The sequence below is a fragment of the Bradyrhizobium sp. CCBAU 53351 genome (assembly GCF_015291745.1).
Taxonomy (GTDB): Bacteria; Pseudomonadota; Alphaproteobacteria; order Rhizobiales; family Xanthobacteraceae; genus Bradyrhizobium.
In genome coordinates, this window is record NZ_CP030059.1 from 7,196,245 (window position 1) to 7,218,966 (window position 22,722).

A 22,722-nucleotide genomic window follows, 5' to 3' on the forward strand; every position below is an offset into this window, starting at 1 on the left:
GCGCGGCGCTTTGCGTCTTTGCCGCGATTCCACAGCTAGCCGACCCCGATCTCCGCCACGATTCTGCCCGTGGTGACTTGCTCGCCCTCGGCGACGTCGATCGCGGCGACCACGCCGTCGACGCCGGCCTTGTGGACGTGCTCCATCTTCATCGCTTCCAGCGTCATCACCGGCTGACCGGCCGTCACGCGATCGCCCGGCTTGACCAGGACGGCGACGACGCGGCCGTTCAGGGCCGCGCGCACCTTGCCGTCGCCGCCGTTGCTCGCGGCGGCCTTCGGCGCGGCGAGGGTGAGATCGGCGACCACGAGCGGGAGGCCGCGGTGCTGGAGGTAAAGGCGATCGCCATCGCGCAGAAATCTTGCACTGTCCATCACACCGTCATGGCGAAAGCGGATCGTATCGGCGTCGAGTTGCTCGATCTCGAACCTGTCTTGGCGATCATCGATGGCAACGGTGTAGCTGCCATCGCGCTCACGCACGATCTCAAGTTCCAATATCTGGCCCGCGATCTCGATTTTGGCCGGCAGCGGGAACGTTGCCGACAGGCTCCGGCCACTTTGCCATGACGGGGCGCGCGGGTTGGTCACGTAGAGCAGCAGGCCCGCCAAAGCCGTATCGAATGCGGCATCCGCCTGCGGCGCCAGCAACTCGTCGCGGTGTGTGCCGATGAAAGCCGTCGTCGCCTCGCCCCTGGCAAAGCCGGGATGACGCAGGCACGACATCAGGAAGGACTGGTTTGTGGTCACGCCGAACGCGGTGAGCTGCTCCAGGCCGACGATCAGCCGCCCCCTCGCCTCCTCCCGCGTCGTACCATGGCTGATCACCTTGGCGATCATGGAATCGTAGAACGGCGGGATCTCCGAGCCTGAATGCAACGCGTGCTCGACGCGGATGCCGTCAGGCACCTGCCAGCGCGCCATGCGGCCGGACTGCGGCATGAAATCGTGCGCGGCATCTTCCGAGCACAGCCGCACCTCGATGGCGTGACCGGAAAACTTGATGTCCTGCTGCTTGATCGGCAAGGACTCGCCGCGCGCAACGCGCAACTGCAGCTCGACGAGATCGAGCCCGGTGATCGCCTCGGTCACGGGATGCTCGACCTGGAGCCGTGTGTTCATCTCCATGAAGTAGAACTCGCCGCTGGCATCGAGCAAAAATTCCAGCGTGCCGGCGCCCTCGTAACGCAGCGCCTTCACCGCGGCGACCGCGACCTCGCCCATTTTTGCGCGCAGCTCCGGCGTGACCGCTGGCGACGGTGCCTCCTCGATCAGCTTCTGGTGCCGCCGCTGCACCGAGCAATCGCGCTCGCCGAGATGGATGGCGTTGCCATGGCTGTCACCGAACACCTGGATCTCGATATGGCGAGGATTCTGGATGGCGCGTTCGAGAATCACGGTGGGATCGCCGAACGCCGCCTTCGCCTCCGACCGCGCGCTGCGCAGCGCATCCGGGAACGACGCGGCGTCGAGCACGAGCCGCATGCCGCGGCCGCCGCCGCCGGCGACCGCCTTGATCATCACGGGGAAGCCGATCTTTTTGGCTTCGGCGAGCATGACCTCGTCGCCCTGATCGGCGCCCTGATAGCCTGGCACGACGGGGACACCGGCCTTCTTCATGATCTCCTTGGCACCGGCTTTGTTGCCCATCGCCTCGATCGCCTGCGGCGACGGGCCGATGAAGACGAGGCCGGCATCCTTGCAGGCTTGCGCGAAATCGTCGTTCTCGGCGAGGAAGCCGTAGCCGGGGTGAACGGCATCCGCGCCGCTCGCCTTGGCGGCGGCGATGATCGCGGCGATGTTGAGATAGGACTGGGCCGGCAAGGCTTCGCCGATGCGCACGGCCTGGTCGGCCTGGCGCACATGCAGCGCATCGCGATCCGCATCGGAATAGACCGCGACGACGCCGAGGCCGAGCTGCCGCGCGCTTCGCATCACGCGCAACGCGATCTCGCCGCGATTGGCCACCAGGACCTTGAAGAACAGCCGGTGCTGCACTGATCCGTTCCTCATGGGCGGGCCACCGAAAACTGCATGCGCTGAGGCGTGCGCGCATCGCCCTCGCGGCAGATCGCGAGCACCTCGGACAGCACCGCGCGGGTATCGCGCGGGTCGATCACGCCGTCGTCGAGCACGCGCGCGCTGGTGGAGAACACGTCCATCTGGCCGTCGAAGACGCCGATGATCTGCGCCTTCATCGCGTCCAGCTTGTCCTTCTCGATCGGCTTGCCCCGCCGCGCCGCAGCCGCCTCGGTCACGATCGCCATGGTCTCGGCCGCCTGCTCGCCGCCCATCACAGCGGTCTTGGCGTTGGGCCAGGAGAAGCAGAAGCGCGGATGGAAACCGCGGCCGCACATGCCGTAATTGCCGGCGCCGAACGAGGCGCCGCAATAGATGGTGATCTGGGGCACCGTCGCCGAGGTCACCGCCTGGATCATCTTGGAGCCGTGCTTGATCATGCCGGCCTCCTCATAGGCCTTGCCGACCATGTAGCCGGTGGTGTTGTTGAGATAGAGGATCGGCGTGCGGGTCTGGCAGCAGGCCTGGATGAAATGCGTCGCCTTGTTGGCGCCGGCGGGATCGAGCGGCCCGTTGTTGGTGATGATGCCGATCGCCTGGCCCTCGATGCGGGCATGGCCGCAGACGGTGGCCGGGCCGTAATTCGGCGCCATCTCCGTGAAGTCGGAATCATCGACGATGCGGGCGATCACCTGCTTCATGTCGACGGTGCGCTTGTGGTCCATCGGCATGATGCCGAGCAATTCGTCCTGGTCGTAGCGCGGCGGCTTGAACTCGCGCGCCGCACGGCCCGGCCGCTCCCATTCAAGGGCCGCCATGATCTCGCGCGCGATGCGAAGGGCATCGCGATCGTCTTCGGCGAGATAATCGCCGAGGCCGGAGACTTGCGTGTGCATCTCGGCGCCGCCGAGCTCCTCCTCGGTCGCGATTTCGCCGGTCGCCGCTTTCAGCAGCGGCGGTCCCGCGAGGAAGGCGCGCGTACGACCGCGCACCATGACGATGTAGTCGGACAGGCCGGTCTGATAGGCGCCGCCGGCGGTCGAGGAACCGTGCGTGACGGTCACGACAGGTAGTCCCGCCGCCGAGAGCCGCGCCAGATTGCGGAAGATGTTGCCGCCACGGACAAAGTCCTCGACGCGGTAGCGCAGGAGATTGGCGCCGGCGCTTTCGACGAGCTGCACGTAAGGCAGCCTGTTCTCCAGCGCCAGCTCCTGCACCCGCAGCGTCTTGTCGAGGCCGAAGGGCTGCAGCGCGCCGGCGTCGATGCCGGAATCACTGGCGCTGACCATGCAGCGGATACCCGAGACGAAGCCGATGCCGGCGATGACACCGCCGCCCGGCACGCTCTTGCCGGCATCCGGCACGTCGAACATGTAACCGGCGAGCGTGGAGAGCTCGATGAAGGGCGCGCCGGGATCGAGCACCAGCGCGACGCGCTCGCGCGGCAGCAACTGGCCGCGCTTGTGGAAGCGGTCCTTGGCCGCGGCGGACGCGGCGCGCGTGCGCTCTTCCAGCGCGCGCATGCGGTCGATCAGGCCGAGCATGCCGTCGCGGTTGGCGTGGTAGGCGGCACTGCCGGGGGAGATGGCGTTTTCGATGGTGGACATGACAGACCTTGATCGTCATTCCGGGGCACGCGAAGCCTGAACCCGGAATTTCGAGGTTCCGGGTTCGATGCTTCGCATCGCGCCGGAACGACAGTGATATTCAGCGATTCGTCCCAAATATCTTCCGCGCTTCCGCCGGGCTCGCGATCTCGCGGCCCGCACGCCTTGCGCAGGCGGCGATGGCCTCGATCAGCTGGCCGTTCGACGTCACCTTCTTGCCGTCGGCGAGATAGAAGGTGTCTTCGAGACCTGTGCGCAGATGACCGCCGAGCTCGGCACAGCGCTGATGCAGCGGCCAGATCTCCTCGCGGCCGATGGCGGTGACCTGGAAATGCGCCTCGGGGCGCTTCAGCTTGATCAGGATCGGCAGCAATTCAGGGTCGGCGGGCATGCCTGAGGCGACGCCCATCACGAAGTTATATTCGAGCGGTCCCCTGTACATGCCGACCTGGTGGTACATGCCGACGCAGCGGACGATGCCGACGTCGAAGCATTCGAACTCGGGGATTGTGCCGACCGCGTTCATGACGTCGAGATAGTCCTTCACCTTCTCGACCGCGTTGTCGAACATCATCGGCGGCCAGGCCCAACTGTTGTCGGCCTTCACCTTCAGATAGTTCAGCGAGCCGGCGTTGCAGGCCGCGATCTCGGGCTTGGTCTCGCGGATGCAGTCAAGCGCGCCGGAGTAGTTCGGCCCCGACACGCCCGAGGTGTGGTTGATGATGACACCGGGGCAGGCTTCCCGGATGGCCTGCTGGATCTCCTTGCTGACAGCGACCTCCCAGGACGGCAGGTGCCCCTTGCCCGGCGCCTGCTGGCGCAGATGGATGTGCATGATGGACGCGCCGGCATCGAACGCAGCCTTGGCCTCCCGCGCCATCTCTTCGGGCGTCACGGGCACGTTGTGCTGCTTGGGGTCGGTGAGCACGCCGTTCAGCGCGCAGGTGATGACGGCCTTGTCGCTCATGCCAATGATATCTCGCACGTTGAGAATTCAACGATTGCGATCATGTGATGGGCGGCATGTGGCTTCTTGCGCGGAGAAGCTGGAAAAAACGACGAATCGTAGGGCGGGTTAGCCGAAAGCGTAACCCGCCACTTCTGCCTCCGAGGAGATCAAAGAGGCGGGTTACGCTGCGCTAACCCGCCCTACCAAGGATAACGAGCGGAGTTAACTCGCTTCCGCCAGCCGCACCGTCTCGGTGCTGCGATAGATCGCAAGATCGCGCGAGCCGACGAAGATCGCGCGCGGCTTCAATCCGTAGAAGCGACGGATCGAGTGGCTGAAATGGGTGGAGTCGGGATAGCCGATGTCCTGCGCGAGATGGGCGAGGTTGAGATCCTGATTGGCGAAGTGCAGCAAATGGCGCGCACGCTTCCAGGCGCGGAAGGAGCGGAAGGAGATACCCGTCTCTTCCTTGAACAGATGCAGGAAGCGCGAGGCCGAGAGGCCTGCTTCCGCCGCACAGGTGTCGGCAGTCACCGGCTCACCGGAGAAACGCTCGATGCGGGCGACGGCGCGGGTCACACGCGGATCGAGCACGCGGCGCGGCAGCGCCTCGCCAAAACACATCTCGTCGAACTCGGCGGTGGTGATGTCGCCATAGCGGCGCTGGCGGAGTAGCGCGTAGGCGGCCAGGATCTTGCGGGCATAGGCGGCCTTGTCCGGCCCCCGCAGCCGCTCGGCCAAGGCCTCGATCACGCCGTCCGGCATGCTCTCCGGCTCCAGCGTCACGCTGATGGCGGTGCGATAATCGCTGGCAATGGAGTGTCGCTGGTTCGGCAGGGTGACGAACAACTCGCCGGTGGCAAGCGTGTCATCGATCGTGAGATGCAGGCTGCCCTTCACCGCGACATAGACATGGCAGCAACCGGGGGTTCGCTTCCGGGGCCGTCCGAGCAGGCCGGCGTAAAATACCCGCTCCGGCGTGATCAGCATGAGATGGTCGGATTCGCGACCTTTATCTTCCATTGGGGTCCTCCTCGCGCGGCTCTCTGGCCGCTGCGGACGGAGGTCACCTTAGCCGAAATTTGGGCGCTGTCACGACGCGATAGCGCTGTCATGGAGCGCAAAGCGTTGGCATTCCAGGACGGCGGCGAGCCGTTCGGGACCATCGCGGGTCTGTAGTTCCCGACCTGTGAAGGCTCACGCCCTCACGCGCGGTGCAACATTCTGCTCGGCGCCGGCCCTTTGCTCCGCAGCAACAGCACGCTTGAAACCGTCGCGCTGCTGCAGGCGCGCCCAATAGGCTGCGACATTTGGCCCAAAATCCTTGGCGAGCCCGATATTATCGGCCAGCCGGAGGGCGTAGCCGATGACAATGTCAGCGGCAGTGAAACGCCCTGCGCACAAGGTTTCGGCATTCGCGGTCGCTGCCTCAACGGCGCGCAAGCGTCCCAGGAACCATTTTGCGTAGTCGGTCGCGACCTGCGGATTGCGGCGCTCTTCCGGCTCGAGCTGGGTGTATCGGAGCACCAGCGTCTGCGGAAAGGTTAACGTGGCATCGCTGAAATACATCCAGTTCAGGAACGCGCCATAGGCGGGATCTTCCGGCCCGACCATTAGCGGCGTCGGCCCGTGCTTGATGCCGAGATAGTGGCAGATGCCCGACGACTCCGTCATCTTGGTCTCGCCGTCGACCAGGAAGGGAATCGTGCCGAGCGGATTGAGCGCCAGATATTCCTTGGCAAAGACCCGCGGCGGGAACGGCAGCATCTTCAGTTCGTAAGATAGCCCCATCTCCTCCAGCATCCAGAGCGGACGGAACGAGCGCGCGGCGTCGCAATGATAGAGCGTGATCATCAGGCGTTTCCTTTACTCCCCGGCAGCGTGCCCATCATCTTGCACAGGACCATCAGCATGACCTCGTCGGCACCGCCGCCGATCGAGGTCAGGCGGCTGTCGCGATAGGCGCGGCTGACGGGCGTCTCGTTGGTAAAGCCCATCCCACCCCAATATTGCAAGCAGGCATCGGTGAGCTCGCGGCCGAGCCGGCCGGCCTTCAGCTTGGCCATGGTCGCGAGCCGCGTCACATCCTCGCCCGCGACCAGCTGCTCGGCGGCGCGATAGATCAGCGCGCGCAGCAGCTCGACCTCGGTCTGCATCTCGGCGAGCTTGAAGTGCACGACCTGGTTGTCGAGAATACTTTGGCCGAAGGCCTTGCGATTGCGGGTGTATTCGATGGTCTGGTCGATGATGTATTCGTGCGACTTCAGGCAGGCCGCCGCACCCCAGAGCCGCTCCTCCTGGAACTGGATCATCTGGTACGTAAAGCCCTTGCCCTCTTCGCCGATCCGGTTGCGCTTGGGCACGCGGACATTGTCGAAGAAGATCTGCGCCGTGTCCGACGAGCGCATGCCCATCTTGTCGAGCTTTCGCGCGATGGTGACGCCCTTGCTCTTCATGGGCACGCAGATCAGCGATTTGTTGCGGTGAACGGGCCCGTCGCCGGTGTTGGCGAGCAGGCAGATCCAGTCGGCTTGCGTGCCGTTGGTGATCCACATCTTGCCGCCGTCGATCACGTAATCGTCGCCATCGGAGCGCGCCTGCGTCTTGATCGAGGCGACGTCGGAGCCCGCGCCGGGCTCGGAGACGCCGATGCAGGCGACGAAATCGCCCGAGACCGAGGGTGCGAGGAATTCGCGGCGCACCTCGTCCGAACCGAAGCGCGCCAGAGCCGGCGTCGCCATGTCGGTCTGCACCCCGATCGCCATCGGCACGCCGCCGCAGGTGATGGCGCCGAGTTCCTCCGCCATCATCAGCGCATAGGAATAATCGAGGCCGGAGCCGCCGAATTCGACCGGCTTGTTCAGCCCGAGGAAGCCGAGGCTGCCCATCTTCTTGAACAGCTCGTGCGCCGGGAAGATGTCGGCCTTTTCCCATTCATCGACGTGCGGATTGATCTCATTGGCGATGAATTTCTGCAGGGAACGGCGGATGTCGTCGTGGTCGGCGGTGAATAGCATTTCTTCCTCTTCGTCATTCCGGGGCGCGCGCAGCGCGAAGTCACAACCCCATCTGCCGTGACGCCAGATCCTTCATGATCTCCTCGGTGCCGCCGCCGATGGCGTTGACCTTGACCTCGCGGTAGATGCGCTCGGCCTTGATGCCGCGCATGAATCCGGCGCCGCCAAAGATCTGCACGGCTTCGGAGGCGCAGAACGCCATGGTCTGCGTCGCCTGGTTCTTCATCATGCAGATTTCCGCGACCGGGCTCTCGCCCTGCTCGAGCCGCCAGGCCAGCATCTCCAGCATCGCCTGACTTGCCGCGACCTTCTGCGCCATGTCGACGATCTTGTGGCGGATGACCTGGTGCTGGGCGAGCGGCTTGCCGAAGGTCTTGCGCTCCTTGGCATAGGCGATGGCCTCGTCGAGGCAGACCCGGGCGAAGGCGGTGCAGCCCGCCGCCATGCCCATGCGCTCGCTGTTGAAATTCTGCATGATGATCTTGAAGCCCTGGCCCTCCTCCCCGATCAGGTTTTCGGCCGGCACGCGGCATTCGTCGAAATGCAAGGTCGCGGTGTCGGAGGCCCACCAGCCCATCTTCTTCAGCTTGGTGCGCGACAGGCCCGGCGTATCGCCCTCGATCAGGAGCAGGCTGACTCCGCCGGCGCCCTCGCCGCCGGTACGCACGGCGACGGTCAGATAATCGGCGCGCATCCCCGAGGTGATGAAGGTCTTCTCGCCGCTCACGACGTAGTGATCGCCGTCGCGCCGCGCCCTCGTGCGGAGGTTTGCAACGTCAGAGCCGCCGCCCGGCTCGGTGATCGCGAGCGCGGAGATCTTCTCGCCTGCCAGCACCTGCGGCAGCACGCGCGCCTTCACCTCGGGCCGAGCCGCCCGCGCGATCGGCGGCGAACCGATGGTGTGGCTCATCAGGCTGGCGCTGACGCCGCCGGCCCCGGCACGCGCGAGCTCCTGGCTGGCCACGATCTTCATGAACTGATCGGCGGCGATCCCGCCATATTCCTCGGGGAATCCCAGGCCCAGCAGGCCGATCTCGGCGGCCTTGCGATAGAGCCCGCGCGGGAATTCACCGGCCTCGTCCCACTCATGGGCGAACGGCGCGATCTCCTTGTCGACGAAGCGTCGCATCACGTCGCGAAACGCGTCGTGCTCGGCGGTATAGAACGGGCTCTTCATCGCACTCTTGCCCCATAGGCGGATTCGTCTCAGCTACCATCGCTGGAACATGGCCGGTCCACTTGCGCGCAGTGGCTGACAGGAGCCGGCGCTTCGGGAAAGGCCGCAAGCCAGCAACTCAACGCAAGACGATTTTCCCCGCTCGCAGGCCAACTCTGGCGCAAAAAAACGTTGCTGCACAGACTCCGGCTGGCCCCAGGGCCACGCCGGGCATGGTGCGCCGAGGGAGGTATTCTTGGCCGTTCGCTACTACGACTGGATCGTCCATCATGGCCGCCGCACGCCTGACAAGGTCGCGGTCATCGACCTCGCGAGCGAGCGCCGTTTCACCTATTCGCAGCTCGATGCCCGCGTCTCGCGCCTCGCCTCGTTCCTGCGCCACACGCTCAACATCTCGCGCGGTGACCGTGTCGCGGTGCTGGCGCTGAACACCACCGATACGCTGGAGGTGCAATTCGCCTGCGGGCGCCTGGGCGCCATCTTCGTGCCTTTGAATACCCGCCTCACCGTCCCCGAGCTTCAATTCATCACCAGCGATTGCGCGCCGAAGGTGATGATCCACGACACCGATCTTGCCGAGACTGCGCTTGCCGTCGCAACGCGTTGCGGTGTCACGACGAGCCTGCTGCTCGGCCCCGGCGGGTCCTATGAGGCCGGCATCGCCGCCGCGAAGCCGCTCGACCGCGCCGAAGAGGTCACGCTCGATGATGTCTCGACCATCATGTACACATCGGGCACGACGGGCCATCCGAAGGGCGCGACCATCACCCATGGCATGACCTTCTGGAATTGCGTCAATCTCGGCGGCCCCGCCTGCATCGGGCCGGCCTCGGTGCTGCTCACCGTGCTGCCCCTGTTCCACACCGGCGGTCTCAATTGCTACACCAATCCCGTGCTGCATGCCGGCGGTACCGTGATGATCATGCGCGCCTTCGATCCCGGCGCCGCGCTCGGCCTGATCAACGATCCCGCGCAGGGCATCAACGTGTTCTTCGGCGTGCCCGCGATCTACCAGTTCATGGCGCAGCATCCGGCCTTCGCGACCACCGATCTCAGCCGGCTGATCGTCGGCGGTGTCGGCGGCGCACCGATGCCGGTGCCGCTGCTCAAGGTGTGGGAAGCGCGCGGCGTCGCCCTGCAGCAGGGCTACGGCATGACTGAGACCTCGCCGGCCGTGCTGGTGCTCGATCGCGAGGATGCGGCGCGCAAGGCCGGCTCCGCCGGGAAACCGGTGCTGCATACCGAAGTGCGCATCGTGCGCCCCGACGGCAGCGATGCCGATGTGGGCGAACTCGGCGAACTCTGGGTCAAGGGACCCAACATCACGCCGGGCTACTGGAACAGGCCGGAGGCGAACAAGACCTCCTTCACCGACGGCTGGCTGCACACCGGCGACGCAACGCGCGTGGATGAAGAGGGCTTCTACTACATCGTCGACCGCTGGAAGGACATGTACATCTCCGGCGGCGAGAACGTCTATCCGGCCGAGGTCGAGAACGTCCTGCATCAGCTCGAGGCGATCGCGGAAGCCGCCGTGATCGGCATCCCCGATCCGCAATGGGGCGAGGTGGGCCTTGCCATCGTCGCGGTCAAGCCAGGGCAGAAGCTGACCGAGGCCGATGTCTTCACGCACTGCATGGCCAATCTGGCGCGCTTCAAATGCCCGCGCCAGATCCGCTTCGTCGACGCGCTGCCGCGCAACGCCACCGGCAAGATTCACAAGCCGACCTTGCGCAAGGCGTTCTCGGTGGCCTCCGAGGTCGACAAGAAGGTCGCCAACGCCTGACCAGAGCGCCCCTCGCGGGCGCTTTTCTTTTTGAAGTGCCTGCCAACCCACAAGAAACCCAAGGAATTTCCATGAAGAACAAGAAACTCTCCCTGCTCGCGGCGGCGGCAGCCCTGACATTGCTCTCGGCCCAGAGCGTCCAGGCGCAGAAGAAATACGATACCGGCGCCAGCGACACCGAGATCAAGATCGGGAATGTCGAGGCCTATTCCGGCCCCGCTTCCGCCTACGGCGTCATCGGCAAGACCGAGGAAGCCTATTTCAAGATGATCAACGATCAGGGCGGCATCAACGGCCGCAAGATCAGCTGGATCTCCTACGATGACGGCTATTCGCCGCCCAAGACCGTGGAGCAGGTCCGCAAGCTGATCGAGAGCGACGAAGTGTTCCTGGTGTTCAACGCGCTGGGCACGCCGACGCAGACCGCCGTGCAGAAATATCACAATGCCAAGAAGGTACCGCAGCTCTTCCTCGCTACCGGCGCCAGCAAGTGGAACGACCCGAAGAACTTTCCCTGGACCATGGGCTTCCAGCCCAGCTATCGGGTCGAAGCCCAGATCTTCGCCAAGTACATCCTGAAGGAGAAGCCGGACGCGAAGGTCGCGATCTTCTATGCCAACGACGACTTCGGCAAGGACTACCTCGCCGGCATCAAGGACGTGTTCGGCGACAAGGCATCGAAGCTGATCGTGGCCGAAGAAAGCTACGAGACGTCGGAGCCGTCGATCGACGCCCATATCGTCAAGCTCAAGGGCACCGGCGCCGATGTCTTCGTCAACATCGCCACCCCGAAATTCGCGGCTCAGGCGATCAAGAAGATCGCCGAGCTCGAGTGGAAGCCGATGCATCTGATGACCGACGTCTCGGTCTCGATTGGTGCGGTGATGAAGCCCGCCGGCCTCGAGGCCTCCGAGGGTGTGCTGTCCGCCGGCTACCTGAAGGACGCGTCGGATCCGCAGTGGAAGGACGATGAGGGCATGAAGAAGTTCATGGCCTTCATCGACAAGTACATGCCGGGCGCGAACATTTCGGATGCGAACCTCGTCTACGGCTATGCAGCGGCCCAGACCATGGTTCAGGTGCTGAAGCAGGCAGGCGACAATCTCACGCGCGAGAACGTGATGAAGCAGGCTGCGAGCCTGAAAGATTTCACGCCCGATACGCTGATCCCGGGGATCAAGATCAACACCTCGGCCAACGATTTCGCACCGATCGAGCAGCTCAAGATGTGGCGCTTCAAGAAGGGCCAGTGGGAGCTGTTCGGCGACATCATCAGCGCCGAAACCGGCGGCTGAGGCGGCCCTGCCGCACCGCAAGACACCGAATGGCGGCTGCGAGGCCGCCATTCTTCTTGCCGGCGAACCGACAAATCCTTCATCCCGTCGCGATGGCCGCAGGAAAGGGATTTGCACCGCCCGGCTCGCGCTTCCGTTCCAGGTCGATCGACACCACGGCCAGACCGAGATGGCGCGCATCGCCGCTACCACTGAATGGCGGGCATATCCATGCAAGGATCGCCGTGCCGGATGACGGCAGATCGAGCTCCAGCGTGTAGCTGTCACGACCGATCACGATCGCGGCCGGATCGACGCGCGCGCCATGAGATAGAAATACGCGCCGATCCTCCCCAGCGAGGCACGGAGAGCGGCACTTCTAATGCAGACCGTGTTGCGGCCGGGACGTCCGTTGATGCGAACGGCAGCCTGCGGCTCGCTCCAACGGAAGGTGTGACCAGCCGACACCTCCACCTCGTGGAATCCCACTTGTGCAATGACATGTTCGCCAAGCGGGCCGGCAGTGGGAATGGGAACCTGTTTGAGGCGATGAATGCAGTCGAGCCTCTGAAGCCGGATCAGCGAGGCGATGTACCGCCTCAGCCATCGCTCGATCGCGTTGCTCGCCCCGACGATCGTCAAGAGGGACAGCACGGCGCGCGCTCCTGATGCCGCCAGCCGCGCGGAGACGCGCGCGGGAAGATCGCCGAGCAGCGCCGGCGCCACCCAGCGACGGAAGGCGCGCAGCTTCTCGTCGGGCCGCTTCCAGCCTCGGCCCGCAAGGCTGTAACGCAAGAGCGCGTTCAATGCGTGGCGAGCGAGCGAAGCATCGCTTTTGTCCCGCTCGCTCCACTCGACCGGCACGTCGAGCAGCTCGCTGCCGGGATCGCGGCGCGCCTCGCCGAGATAGCGGATCTCGCCCTGCACGAAATCGAGCGTGAACGTCTTCAGCTCGCCGATCTCGCCGATGTAATAATGATGGAAGCGCGCCTCTTCCAGATAACCAATGGCATAGCCTCGCGCGTGATACGCCGCAGCCAGCACCCATTCGGCGAAGTGGCCGAGCTCCTCGCGCAGGCCGCCGCATTCCCAGTAGACGTCACGCCGCGTCACGAAGCACTGATCGAGCACTTTGCGCCAGGGATGCTGCTTCATGCCGAACTCGATGTCGGCCTGGTACATGGCGGCCTCTGCCACCGACAACCGGTTGTGGCAGATCGGGACCGAATGGCAGGAAAAGCCGGCCCAGTCGGGATGCGCCTCGATGGCGCGGATGCACAGCTCGATCACGTTGGGCTCTGGCCAGCAGTGCGATTCGGTGAAGAACAGATAGCGGCCGCGGGCTTTGGTGGCGCCGAATGCGCACAGCCCGATGTCATGTTCGGACTCGGTGAACTCGATACGGGCCTTGTCGGCGGCCAGCGCCTCCAACTCCTCTCGCGTCTTGAAATCCGGCGGCACGACCAGAATGATTTCGTAGAGCGATTTGTCCGCGGTCTGCGAGGTCCAGCCGAGCCAGGACTGCTCCCATTGCCCGCGGTGATATTCGAGCGGGATGATGATGGAGAACAGCGGAGTTCCGCCGTCGTTTCGCGCGGGCGCGTCCTGCATGGCAGATCCTTATAGACACATGCGAAGCCGCAGCAGGACTATTTCTCGCGGACTATAGCGTCAAAAACAGCGCAAAGGATTCATCAACCGTGCGGCGCAGATGCTTTCGATACAGGGCATGGTTGGCATCATCGGGCGCAACCCGCCCCAGGGACGGCTGGGGGATGTTCCTGAGGGGCACGTAGGCGATCGGCGCCGCGATCGGTGTGAGCTGCGAACCCGGGCCTGCACGCAGCGTCGAGATGATGCCGTACATCTCGCCGGCGACCGTCGGCCGCGACACCGTGATCACGCGATGCTGGCCGTGCTTGATGATGACGAGGTAGATGAAGCCGGACTGATGGGGAACGGCGACCTCACCGGTATGCTCGTAAGCGGCATCGGTCCGATCGCCCTCGCGGAAGACCAGTGACGAGACCTTCGGCTCCCAGACAATCTCGGTGCGGTAGGCGAAAATCGCATCCTTGTCACCGAAGGACGGCCGCAACGTGATGTAGACGTCCTCGAGCCAGGTCACGGCGCGATGCGCGTAGGAGCCGAGACTGTCGGGAGCGACATCGCTGGCGGGCTGAGGCGCCAGCACGACGGGATTTTTGCGCAAGGAGACGCCCAGCGCCTGCTCCAGCCGGACCGTCGTCGCCAGCGTGAACGGCCGCCGCCCGCCGAGCACCTTCTCCAGCGTCGACAGGCTGAGCTTGGCCTGCTCGGCCAGCGTCTGCCGGGAGATCCGGCGCCTGGCGAGCTCCTCGCGAATGGTCTCGGCGATCTCGCGGCTCTGCTCGTCCGAAAGCTGCCTGTCGGTCAGTTTGTCCTGCATCTGCATCGTGGGCCCCGCTTCCAGCACGGCCATTCTAGCAGGCCGGACAAACCAGCACAAAACCGCACATGGCCCCCTCGGGCACGGCGCACCCGGCCGGGCGTGGCGGAACATTGCCGATCATTCTGCTCGCGACATCGGCCCCTCCCGGCGAATGCTCGGAGCCAGCAAACGTCCTTTCGGGAGCAGGTCAATGGACACCTACGACGCAGCCGACAACGAAGAGCACCCCCTGTTGAAGGGGCTGATCAAGCTCGGATTGTTTCTTCTCGCGCAGGGCATCGCGGTGATGCTGATGGCGTTCGTAGCGCTGCTCGTCAGCTTCGGGACGAGCTGGTCGGCAACGACCGAGCAGGCCAGCCTGCTCCAGCCCGGCGAGGCCAAGTCCGGAAGCCTGCTCCTGAAGGACGACGGCGCTTACACCGAGGCGATCCGCCTCGGCATCGACGTCGACATCACCGTTTCCGGCCCGACCTTGCGCGCCCGGATCACTCAGGTTTTCCGTAACCCGACCCAGGATTGGGTCGAGGCAACCTATGTCTACCCGCTCGCGACCGGCGGCGCCGTCGATACGCTGAAGATGGTGGTCGGCGATCGCGTCATCGTGGGAGACATCAAGGAGCGGCAGCAGGCACGCGTGATCTACGAAGAGGCGCGCCGCGCCGGTCAGAGGGCCGCGCTCACCGAGCAGGAACGGCCGAACATCTTCACTAATTCGGTTGCCAATATCGGCCCCGGCGAAACCGTGCTGGTGCAGATCGAATATCAGGAGCCTGTCCATCAATCCGGCAACGAATATTCGCTCCGCCTGCCGCTGGTGGTCGGACCCCGCTACAATCCGGCGCCGATCGTCCAGAGCGTCGACTTCCGCAAGGACGGGTCGGGTTGGGGCGCGGCGACGTCGGACCCGGTCGCAGACCGTGACCGCATCTCGCCGCCTGTGCTGGACCCCGCCAAGTCTGCGCCGGTCAATCCGACCGGCATCACGGTGCGCCTGAAGGCCGGCTTTGCGCTTGGCGAGGTCGCGAGCCACCACCATAAGGTCACGATCGAGAGCCCGGACAGCACGACGCGCGTCGTCACGCTCGCCGACGGCGTCGTCCCAGCCGACCGCGACTTCGAGCTGACCTGGAAGCCTGCCGCCGAGAAGGCGCCGTCGGTCGGCTTGTTCCGCGAACATATCAGCGATGCCGATTATTTGCTTGCCTTCGTCACCCCGCCGCGCGCCGAGCAGACAGCGCAAAAGCCGCTGCCGCGTGAGGTCGTGTTCGTGATCGACAATTCGGGGTCGATGGGCGGCACGTCGATCGTCCAGGCCAAGGCGAGCCTCACTTACGCGCTCTCCCGCCTCCAGCCGGCCGACCGCTTCAACGTCATTCGCTTCGACGACACCATGGACATGCTGTTTCCCGCGTCCGTGCCGGCGGATGCTGCGCATGTCGGCGAGGCGACCTCGTTCGTGAGCGCTTTGCAGGCGCGCGGCGGCACCGAGATGGTGCCGGCGATGCGCGCCGCGCTGGCCGACAAGCTCGGCGACACCGGCATGGTCCGGCAGGTCGTATTCCTGACCGACGGCGCAATCGGCAACGAGCAGCAATTGTTCGAAACGATCACGGCGATGCGCGGCCGCTCGCGGGTCTTCATGGTCGGCATCGGGTCGGCGCCCAACACCTATCTGATGACCCGCGCCGCCGAGCTCGGCCGTGGGGCCTTCACCCATATCGGTTCGGTCGAGCAGGTCGAGGAGCGCATGCGCGGCTTGTTCGCCAAGCTGGAAAACCCGGCCGTGACCGGCCTCACCGCAAAATTCTCCGAGGCCACGGCCGACGTTACCCCGGCGATCATCCCCGACGTCTATCGCGACGAGCCGCTGGTGCTGGCGGCTAGGCTCGACAAGCTCGCAGGCTCGCTCGAGATCAGGGGACGCGTCGGCGACCGTCCGTGGTCGGTGACGCTGCCGCTGCAAAATGCCGCCGAAGGCAAGGGCCTGTCGAAACTCTGGGCCAAGCGCAAGATCGGTGACGCCGAAGTGGCACGCGCCATGCGGGAGCTCGCGCCTGAGGCGGCCGACAAGGCGATCCTGACGCTGGCGCTCGACCATCAGATCGTCACGCGCCTGACCAGCCTTGTCGCCGTCGACAAGACGCCGAGCCGCCCCGAAGGCGCGCCGCTCAAGCTCAGCGAATTGCCGATCAACCTGCCGGCCGGTTGGGATTTCGAGAAGGTGTTTGGCGAACGGCCGCAGATCCCGCCGCTGCTGCGTGAACGCCACGCCGATGCGAGCACATCACCGTCGACGCGGCGCGCGACGCCTGCAGCGCCCGACGCGATCCGTCTGCCCAAGACGGCAACCTCGGCCGAGCTGAAGATGATCGGAGGCTTCGTCCTGATCGTGCTCGCCTTGTTGCTGTTCGTGTTCAACCGGCGTCGGCTCTTGCTCACCAACGCCGCTTGAGAGAGGAGCACCCCGACTCCTCTGTTAGCGCGCGCGGTCGCCCGTCCCGTACCCAACGGCCCCGCGCGCCTTTTTCTCAACGTCATTGCGAGCAGCGAAGCGACGAAGCAATCCAGGCTGCCGCTCAGGGGACAGCTTCGCGTCGCTCGCAATGACGGAAGGGAAACACAATGCCCCGCCTGCTATCTCCTCTGGTTCTCGCCCTGATCGGCCTCATCCTGTTCGGTGACGGCACCTACATCCATGCCAAGGCGTGGCTCGCGCAAGTGCTGCTGGAGCGCGCCTTCGACAGAAGCCTTGCGACCGGCGAAATGATCAAGCCGTGGTCATGGGCCGACACCTGGCCGGTGGCCCGGATCGAGGTGAAGCGGATCGGCGCCAGCGCAATCGTGCTGGAAGGTGTCAGCGGCCAGGCACTTGCTTTCGGACCAGGCCATATCCCCCAAACGGCTGACGCCGGCGAACGCGGAGTTGCCGTATACGCAGCACATCGTGACACACATTTCCGCTTCTTGCGGAACGTTGCCATCGGAGACGTCATTGAGATCACCCGCCGCGATGGCAAGCAGTACCGCTACCGGGCGGATCATGCGGACGTTGTCCGTTCCGACGCGCCGAGCATCGATCCTTCAACGCAGAGTAGAGAGCTCGCGCTTGCAACCTGCTGGCCGTTCGACGCCGTCACATCCGGCCCGGAGCGCTATGTCCTGCATGCCACCTTGATCGAAACAGGTGAATAGCCGTTCGCAATCAGGTCCGTCCGGGATCGATCGAACCTCCCAAATCACGCCGGACAGGCCCGGGCTTCTGGCGCCACCGCCCGGAGCGCTGTAAGATTAGCCCATTGATTTTTGTACGTTGCGATTTCTGAAAGAGCGATAATGGACGACGAGTTCAGGCAGCGCCTCGAACAGCGATTGGAGCAGCTCGAAAATCGCGTCGCGCTCCTGGAAAGGAACCAGGATCTCATCGCCGCCGGGCAGAGACGGTCCTCGCTCCGGAGCCTGTGGCGGCGGCCGCCGATCTGGACCTTCGAGCAATATCCGCCGCGCCTGCTCAATCTGACGTCTTTTCCGCCAGCACCCTCGATTCCCGAGAATGCACCGCGGATCGCGATGGTCACGCCGAGCTACAACCAGGCGCAATATCTCGGGGCCACGATCGAGAGCATCGTCGGTCAGAACTACCCGAACCTGCATTATCACGTTCAGGACGGCGCCTCGATCGACGGCACGACGGATCTCCTGAAGCGTTGCGGCGTGAGCATCAGCTGGAAGAGCGAACCTGACAACGGGCAGTCGAACGCCATCAATCTCGGCTTCGCCGGCGTCGACAGCGAGATCATGGCTTATCTCAACAGCGACGACATGCTGCTGCCCGGGACGCTCGCCTATGTCGCCAATTATTTCACGTCGCACCCGCATGTCGACGTCGTCTACGGCCATCGCGTCTTCGTCGATCGCGAGGGGCTCGAGGTCGGCCGCGCCGTGCTGCCGCCCCATGACGGACGCGCGCTGCAATATGCCGACTACATCCCGCAGGAGACGATGTTCTGGCGCAGGCGCGTGTGGGACAGGATCGGGCCGCTCGATGAGAGCTTCCACTATGCGATGGATTGGGACTTCATCCTGCGGGCACAGGCCGCAGGATTCAAGTTCGTGCGGCTGCCGCGATTTCTCGCCTGCTTCCGAATCCATGACGCCCAGAAGACGGCATCAACCTATGCGATCGGCGTCCGGGAGATGGGCATCTTGCGGCGGCGCGTTCTCGGCTTCGATCCGACACAAATGCAGATCCGCCGCGCCATCGCACCGTATCTCACGCGGCAGCTCGTCTTCCACTACGCCCACAAGCTGAGCCTGCTGAGGTACTGAGCCCGCGGAGATCAGCGCCCTCCTGACGCACCGACATCGTCATCGAGCCAGATCCGCTCGAGGCCGATGCCGAGCGGTCGCGCGTCGAAGCTCAATCCGAGATCGGCGGGCGAGCGCGGATCGGAGAGCGACAGGCTGATGGTCAGCGTCCCGTCGGCGGCAATCGCGGCGGGATCGAGCATCAACCTGCGCTGGCCCGCGAAGGCCTCTTTCGAAAACGTCAATTGCTGCTGCACGCCGTTGCCGACGCGGCAAACCGCGTGCAGTTGTGGATTTCCGTCGGAGACGAACGCCCGGCACGCCAGCACGAGCGCGACCGGTCGAGACGGAACGGGGTGGACGGCGAAGCGGAGCACGCAATTCCTGGCGACGGACCAGGTGCCCCATTGCTCCGGCTCGCTCCATCCCTCGATCAACGCAGCGACGCCAGCACCACCACGCGCGAATTCGAGCTGCTCGGCGCCGAGGACGGGCGCGGACACCGGGGCCTCCAGCGCAGCCGGATCGAACGGCTCCTGATCCGGAACGAATTGCGCGATCACACGCACGGCATCCGCGATCGAATTGAGCCCGAGCACGGAACCGTCCAGCTCGTAAACCACATGGTTCTGTCCGGTGACGCGGACACGCTGGCCGGGTGGTGGCGGCCGATCCGCAAGGCGGGCGGGGATGACGATGTCAGCGACGTCGAACCCGTGCGTACGGGCGAGTTCGCCGATGGTCCGCACGGTCCTGTCATACAAGGGCGGGCGGTTATTGATGTCGGTCGCGAGCGCCTGTGCCAGCGCCTTGAAGTCGAGCCGCACGTCGTCGTCATCCGCCAGCAGCAGACGTTTGAGGACGAGCATGTCCCAGGCGATGAAGAGCTGGAGCGCGTTGAGATCGGGGAGCTCCGGATCGCCGTCAACGGGTCCGAAATCGCGCGCCCCGCGCGGCGTTTCGAGCAGGTCGGTGGTCTCGAAGAACAGCGCGTGGCCGGTGCTGTGCTGCGAAAATCCGGCCATGCTCAGCGGCCGCGACAGCCGGACGAAACTGTCCGTCAGCGCAGCGTTGGCGATGCCGGACGCCACATCCGGCGAGAGGCCGATGAAGTAGCGGCCGCCGATTGCACGCATCCGATCGATGACGCTGCGGCGGACGAAGGAATTGTAGATCATCGGCAGATGCGCATAGTGCGCCTGGAAGCCGAAGACGCGCACGAGCTCGCCGCGCGACGGGACGCGCTTTGCCGACGAGGTCAGGTCGATCTCGGCCAGCAACCGGTTGCGGAACGCCGGGTGGTAATAGCCCGGCCAGTAGTAGCTGTAGGCGCTCCAGCTCAGGAGATCGATCTGTCGGCTGGAGAGCATGTCCGATGCCGTGGCACATGCATAGGGCATCAGCCCGTCGTCATCGCCGAGGAAGGTGATGTACTCGCCCGAGGCACGGCCGAGCGCCGCCTCCCAATTGTCGGTCATGGTCAGGACGGTGTCGCTGGCAAAATATTTGAAGCGCTCGTCCTGGAGGTCTGCGACCATCTTCGCGATAGCGGGGTTGCCGCCATTGTTCTGAACGATGAACTCGCAATCTGCTTGCGCAGGCTGGCACGCCATGGTCGCGAGCGCGTGGCGAAGCGTGTCGGGACGATCGAGCGTCGGTATCACGATGGACAGCAGCGGCATGATCACCAAAGAGAGAATGAGCGCTACGATTGCGTAGCATCTTGCCTGGTCGTTCGCACTTTCGCCAAAAGTCTCGTGATGCTAGCCTCATCGACAAGTCTTGTCGTCAAGGCTTGCCATTCCGCCTCGCGGCATGGAGCCCGTCACGATCAGGCACCAGACCGGCGCACGACAGCGCATTGCAACAAGAACAAGAGGCGAGGAACGCGCATGGAAGCTCAAGTGCCGGCTGCATCGGTGTCACAACGCCCATGGTCTCCATCGCCCGACGCCGGAGACATCGTCAAGGGCATCCACGCCATGCTGCACCCGCTCAACATCGTGCTGGTGGGCGCAACCGACAAGCCCGGCAATTACGCCGAACGCATCTGGAATAACCTGGTCAAGTACGGCTACGAGGGCGGCCTCTATCCGGTCAACGCCAAGCGCGAGACCATCTGGGGGGTCCCCTGCTTCAAGGACTTTGCGAGCCTCCCTGAAAAGCCCGATCACGTTCTGGTGCTGGTGCCGGCGCGCTTTGCCGTGCAGGTGATCCGCGACGCCGCAGCGGCCGGCGCGCGGTCGGCCACCATCGTCACCTCCGGCTTCAGCGAGTTGCAGGACGAGGAAAGCCAGAAGCTCGCCGCCGAATTGCAGACGGCCGTGCGCGAGACAGGACTTGCGGTCACGGGCCCGAACTGCCTCGGCAATCTCAGCGCCGGCGAGAAGCTCTTCACCAATATCGACGACCGTGTCGTGACCATGGAACAGGGCGCGGTGGCCATCGCCGGGCAGTCCGGCGCCATCGTCATGGCGATTCGTCAGGCGCTGGAAGATCGGGGTGTCGGTGTCGGCTATATGGTAACGACCGGCAACGAGGCCGGACTCGAGACGCCGGACCTGATGCGCTATTTCGCCGAGGATCCGAGCATCAAGGTGATCGTCGTCTACCTCGAGGGCGTGCGCAACACCAAGGCGTTCCGCGATGCCTGCAAGGCGGCGCGCGCCGCGAGCAAGCCCGTGATCGCGCTCAAGCTCGGCGCCTCCGAGGGCGGCCGTGCTGCGGCGATGGCACACACCGGCGCGCTCGCGGGCTCGATCGAGACGTTCGACGCCGTTGCGACGCGCGAAGGGGTGATCCGGGTCGGCGGGCTCGACGAGCTGATAGAGACCACCGAATGCTTCGTTCACGCGGCGGTGCCCAAAGGCAACCGCCTCGCCGCCGTTACGCTGTCGGGGGGCAAGCGCGGCATGCTGCTCGATGCCTTCTACAAGGAAGGCCTGAACTTCGCGCCGCTTAGCCCGCATGTCGGCTCCGAACTGGCCAAAATGCTCGGACCGGGCTCGATCGTCGGCAATCCGCTCGATGCCGGCTTTGCCGCGGTGGTCGATCCCTCCGTTTACATGAAGTCGATCAAGCTGATGATCGACGACCCCGATATCGACATCGTCATCGTCGATGCCGAGCTACCCAAGGCGCCGCATGAGCTGCGCGAACGCAATCTACGCATCGTCGACGAGATGGCGCGCGAGGGCGGCAAGCCGGTGATCTACATCAGCGCGATGTCCATCGGCTTCACCGAGTTCACCAAAACCTTGCGCAAATCGCTGCCGCATCTCGCGGTGATGCAGGGCATGGACCGGGCGGTGACCGCGATCAAATCGCTGCTCGACTACGCCAAGCTGCGCAAGGAGGTGCCCGATATCGTCTCGAGCTCGAAGCCTGCCGCGCGCGCCGTGCTGGAGAAGGCGCTCAAATCGGCGAGCGGCGCCGCGCTCGACGAGGTCGCCTCGAAGAAGCTCCTGAAGGCCTATGGCATCCCGATCTCGAAGGAGGCGATCGCTCAGACGGCGGCGGAGGCGGTGAAGATCGCCAAGCAGATCGGCTTTCCGGTCGTAGCAAAAGTCGTCAGCGCGGAGATCCTGCACAAATCGGACATCGGCGGCGTGGTGTTGAACCTGAATAGTCCGGCCGAGGTGAAGAAGGCGTTCGCCGACATCACGGCACGGGTCGCGAAGCTGAAGGGTAAACCCAGGCTCGACGGCATCCTGATCGCGCAGCAGGTCAAGGCCGAGCTCGAGCTCGTGGTCGGCGCCTCGCTGGATGCCGAGATGGGGCCTGTCGTGCTGTTCGGCACCGGCGGCATCGACATCGAGCTGATGAAAGACGTTGCGCTCGCCGGCGCGCCCTTGGACGAGGCCGAGGCCCGGCTCCTGATCGGCCGGACCAAGGCCGGAATCAAGATGCGCGGCTATCGCGGCAAGCCGGCCCTGCACGAAGCCTCCGCGGTGAGGGCGCTGGTCGGCTTGTCCAATTTGATCGCGGATGCCGGCGACCGGATCGCCTCGATCGACATCAACCCGTTCCTGATCAACGCCAAGACGGGCGTCGCCGTCGATGCCCTGATCGTGCTGAACAATGCTGCGGCAAAGCGCGCGGCAGGACATTGAGGCGCCGTAGCCCGTAGGGCGGATTAGCGCCAGCGCAATCCGCCAG

General features: G+C 64.8%; 17 protein-coding genes. 6 read left to right on the plus strand and 11 right to left on the minus strand.

The window, feature by feature from the left end:
- Nucleotides 1-35: 35 nt before the first annotated feature.
- From XH83_RS34300 to XH83_RS34330, 7 genes are all read right to left on the minus strand, one after another.
- Nucleotides 36-2,012 carry an acetyl-CoA carboxylase biotin carboxylase subunit gene (locus XH83_RS34300; protein WP_194404974.1) on the minus strand — a complete coding sequence of 659 codons (1,977 nt, stop codon included), beginning with the start codon at nt 2,010-2,012 and terminating at the stop codon, nt 36-38.
- The gene (locus tag XH83_RS34305) at nt 2,009-3,625 is read right to left on the minus strand and encodes an acyl-CoA carboxylase subunit beta (RefSeq protein ID WP_194404975.1); all 1,617 of its coding nucleotides are present in this window, start codon (nt 3,623-3,625) and stop codon (nt 2,009-2,011) included. The genes XH83_RS34300 and XH83_RS34305 overlap by 4 nt, the downstream gene beginning before the upstream one ends.
- A 100-nt stretch (nt 3,626-3,725) precedes the next feature.
- The gene (locus tag XH83_RS34310; RefSeq protein WP_194404976.1) at nt 3,726-4,592 is read right to left on the minus strand and encodes a 3-keto-5-aminohexanoate cleavage protein; all 867 of its coding nucleotides are present in this window, start codon (nt 4,590-4,592) and stop codon (nt 3,726-3,728) included.
- A 204-nt stretch (nt 4,593-4,796) separates the two neighbouring features.
- A complete protein-coding gene (locus tag XH83_RS34315; protein WP_194404977.1) occupies nt 4,797-5,597 on the minus strand; it encodes a helix-turn-helix domain-containing protein in 801 nt (266 codons plus the stop codon).
- A 174-nt stretch (nt 5,598-5,771) separates the two neighbouring features.
- The gene (locus XH83_RS34320; protein WP_194404978.1) at nt 5,772-6,428 is read right to left on the minus strand and encodes a glutathione S-transferase family protein; all 657 of its coding nucleotides are present in this window, start codon (nt 6,426-6,428) and stop codon (nt 5,772-5,774) included.
- The gene (locus XH83_RS34325) at nt 6,428-7,591 is read right to left on the minus strand and encodes an acyl-CoA dehydrogenase family protein (protein ID WP_194404979.1); all 1,164 of its coding nucleotides are present in this window, start codon (nt 7,589-7,591) and stop codon (nt 6,428-6,430) included. The genes XH83_RS34320 and XH83_RS34325 overlap by 1 nt, the downstream gene beginning before the upstream one ends.
- 40 nt (nt 7,592-7,631) lie before the next feature.
- Nucleotides 7,632-8,768, minus strand: coding sequence for an acyl-CoA dehydrogenase family protein (locus tag XH83_RS34330; protein ID WP_194404980.1), 1,137 nt, complete (start codon nt 8,766-8,768; stop codon nt 7,632-7,634).
- A 235-nt stretch (nt 8,769-9,003) separates the two neighbouring features.
- On the opposite strand from XH83_RS34330, the gene XH83_RS34335 reads away from it, so the two are divergent.
- Nucleotides 9,004-10,554, plus strand: a complete 1,551-nt coding sequence (locus XH83_RS34335) for a long-chain fatty acid--CoA ligase (RefSeq protein ID WP_194404981.1) — start codon at nt 9,004-9,006, stop codon at nt 10,552-10,554.
- A 71-nt stretch (nt 10,555-10,625) separates the two neighbouring features.
- Nucleotides 10,626-11,849, plus strand: coding sequence for an ABC transporter substrate-binding protein (locus tag XH83_RS34340; protein WP_194404982.1), 1,224 nt, complete (start codon nt 10,626-10,628; stop codon nt 11,847-11,849).
- Nucleotides 11,850-11,928: 79 nt separating this feature from the next.
- Here XH83_RS34340 and XH83_RS40440 read toward each other — a convergent pair whose 3' ends face one another.
- From XH83_RS40440 to XH83_RS34350, 3 genes are read right to left on the minus strand one after another with little or no spacing between them, the layout of a single operon-like run.
- Nucleotides 11,929-12,126: a hypothetical protein gene (locus XH83_RS40440; protein ID WP_371746219.1), complete on the minus strand. Its 198-nt coding sequence runs from the start codon at nt 12,124-12,126 to the stop codon at nt 11,929-11,931.
- Nucleotides 12,123-13,439: a glycosyltransferase family 2 protein gene (locus XH83_RS34345; protein ID WP_371746220.1), complete on the minus strand. Its 1,317-nt coding sequence runs from the start codon at nt 13,437-13,439 to the stop codon at nt 12,123-12,125. The genes XH83_RS40440 and XH83_RS34345 overlap by 4 nt, the downstream gene beginning before the upstream one ends.
- Nucleotides 13,440-13,491: 52 nt before the next feature.
- On the minus strand, nt 13,492-14,262 hold the full coding sequence (locus XH83_RS34350; RefSeq protein WP_194404983.1) for a helix-turn-helix transcriptional regulator: 771 nt from the start codon (nt 14,260-14,262) through the stop codon (nt 13,492-13,494).
- 187 nt (nt 14,263-14,449) lie between these two features.
- Between XH83_RS34350 and XH83_RS34355 the strand changes: the two genes are divergently transcribed.
- The 3 genes from XH83_RS34355 (at nt 14,450) to XH83_RS34365 (ending at nt 18,585) form a co-directional block, all read left to right on the plus strand.
- A complete protein-coding gene (locus XH83_RS34355; protein ID WP_194404984.1) occupies nt 14,450-16,711 on the plus strand; it encodes a marine proteobacterial sortase target protein in 2,262 nt (753 codons plus the stop codon).
- A gap of 170 nt (nt 16,712-16,881) precedes the next feature.
- Nucleotides 16,882-17,451: a class GN sortase gene (locus XH83_RS34360; protein ID WP_194404985.1), complete on the plus strand. Its 570-nt coding sequence runs from the start codon at nt 16,882-16,884 to the stop codon at nt 17,449-17,451.
- A 141-nt stretch (nt 17,452-17,592) separates the two neighbouring features.
- Nucleotides 17,593-18,585, plus strand: coding sequence for a glycosyltransferase (locus XH83_RS34365; RefSeq protein WP_194404986.1), 993 nt, complete (start codon nt 17,593-17,595; stop codon nt 18,583-18,585).
- An 11-nt stretch (nt 18,586-18,596) separates the two neighbouring features.
- On the opposite strand, the gene XH83_RS34370 is transcribed toward XH83_RS34365, so the two are convergent.
- A complete protein-coding gene (locus XH83_RS34370; protein ID WP_194404987.1) occupies nt 18,597-20,246 on the minus strand; it encodes a glycosyltransferase family 2 protein in 1,650 nt (549 codons plus the stop codon).
- 210 nt (nt 20,247-20,456) lie between these two features.
- On the opposite strand from XH83_RS34370, the gene XH83_RS34375 reads away from it, so the two are divergent.
- Nucleotides 20,457-22,676 carry an acetate--CoA ligase family protein gene (locus XH83_RS34375; RefSeq protein WP_194404988.1) on the plus strand — a complete coding sequence of 740 codons (2,220 nt, stop codon included), beginning with the start codon at nt 20,457-20,459 and terminating at the stop codon, nt 22,674-22,676.
- The last annotated feature ends 46 nt before the right edge of the window (nt 22,677-22,722 follow it).

Excerpts from the sequence above, each read along its gene's own strand:
- XH83_RS34300 (WP_194404974.1), bottom strand. The coding sequence starts at position 2,012 with ATGAGGAACGGATCAGTGCAGCACCGGCTGTTCTTCAAGGTCCTGGTG.
- XH83_RS34305 (WP_194404975.1), bottom strand. The coding sequence starts at position 3,625 with ATGTCCACCATCGAAAACGCCATCTCCCCCGGCAGTGCCGCCTACCAC.
- XH83_RS34310 (WP_194404976.1), bottom strand. The coding sequence starts at position 4,592 with ATGAGCGACAAGGCCGTCATCACCTGCGCGCTGAACGGCGTGCTCACC.
- XH83_RS34315 (WP_194404977.1), bottom strand. The coding sequence starts at position 5,597 with ATGGAAGATAAAGGTCGCGAATCCGACCATCTCATGCTGATCACGCCG.
- XH83_RS34320 (WP_194404978.1), bottom strand. The coding sequence starts at position 6,428 with ATGATCACGCTCTATCATTGCGACGCCGCGCGCTCGTTCCGTCCGCTC.
- XH83_RS34325 (WP_194404979.1), bottom strand. The coding sequence starts at position 7,591 with ATGCTATTCACCGCCGACCACGACGACATCCGCCGTTCCCTGCAGAAA.
- XH83_RS34330 (WP_194404980.1), bottom strand. The coding sequence starts at position 8,768 with ATGAAGAGCCCGTTCTATACCGCCGAGCACGACGCGTTTCGCGACGTG.
- XH83_RS34340 (WP_194404982.1), top strand. The coding sequence starts at position 10,626 with ATGAAGAACAAGAAACTCTCCCTGCTCGCGGCGGCGGCAGCCCTGACA.
- XH83_RS34345 (WP_371746220.1), bottom strand. The coding sequence starts at position 13,439 with ATGCAGGACGCGCCCGCGCGAAACGACGGCGGAACTCCGCTGTTCTCC.
- XH83_RS34350 (WP_194404983.1), bottom strand. The coding sequence starts at position 14,262 with ATGCAGATGCAGGACAAACTGACCGACAGGCAGCTTTCGGACGAGCAG.
- XH83_RS34355 (WP_194404984.1), top strand. The coding sequence starts at position 14,450 with ATGGACACCTACGACGCAGCCGACAACGAAGAGCACCCCCTGTTGAAG.
- XH83_RS34360 (WP_194404985.1), top strand. The coding sequence starts at position 16,882 with ATGCCCCGCCTGCTATCTCCTCTGGTTCTCGCCCTGATCGGCCTCATC.
- XH83_RS34365 (WP_194404986.1), top strand. The coding sequence starts at position 17,593 with ATGGACGACGAGTTCAGGCAGCGCCTCGAACAGCGATTGGAGCAGCTC.
- XH83_RS34370 (WP_194404987.1), bottom strand. The coding sequence starts at position 20,246 with ATGCCGCTGCTGTCCATCGTGATACCGACGCTCGATCGTCCCGACACG.
- XH83_RS34375 (WP_194404988.1), top strand. The coding sequence starts at position 20,457 with ATGGAAGCTCAAGTGCCGGCTGCATCGGTGTCACAACGCCCATGGTCT.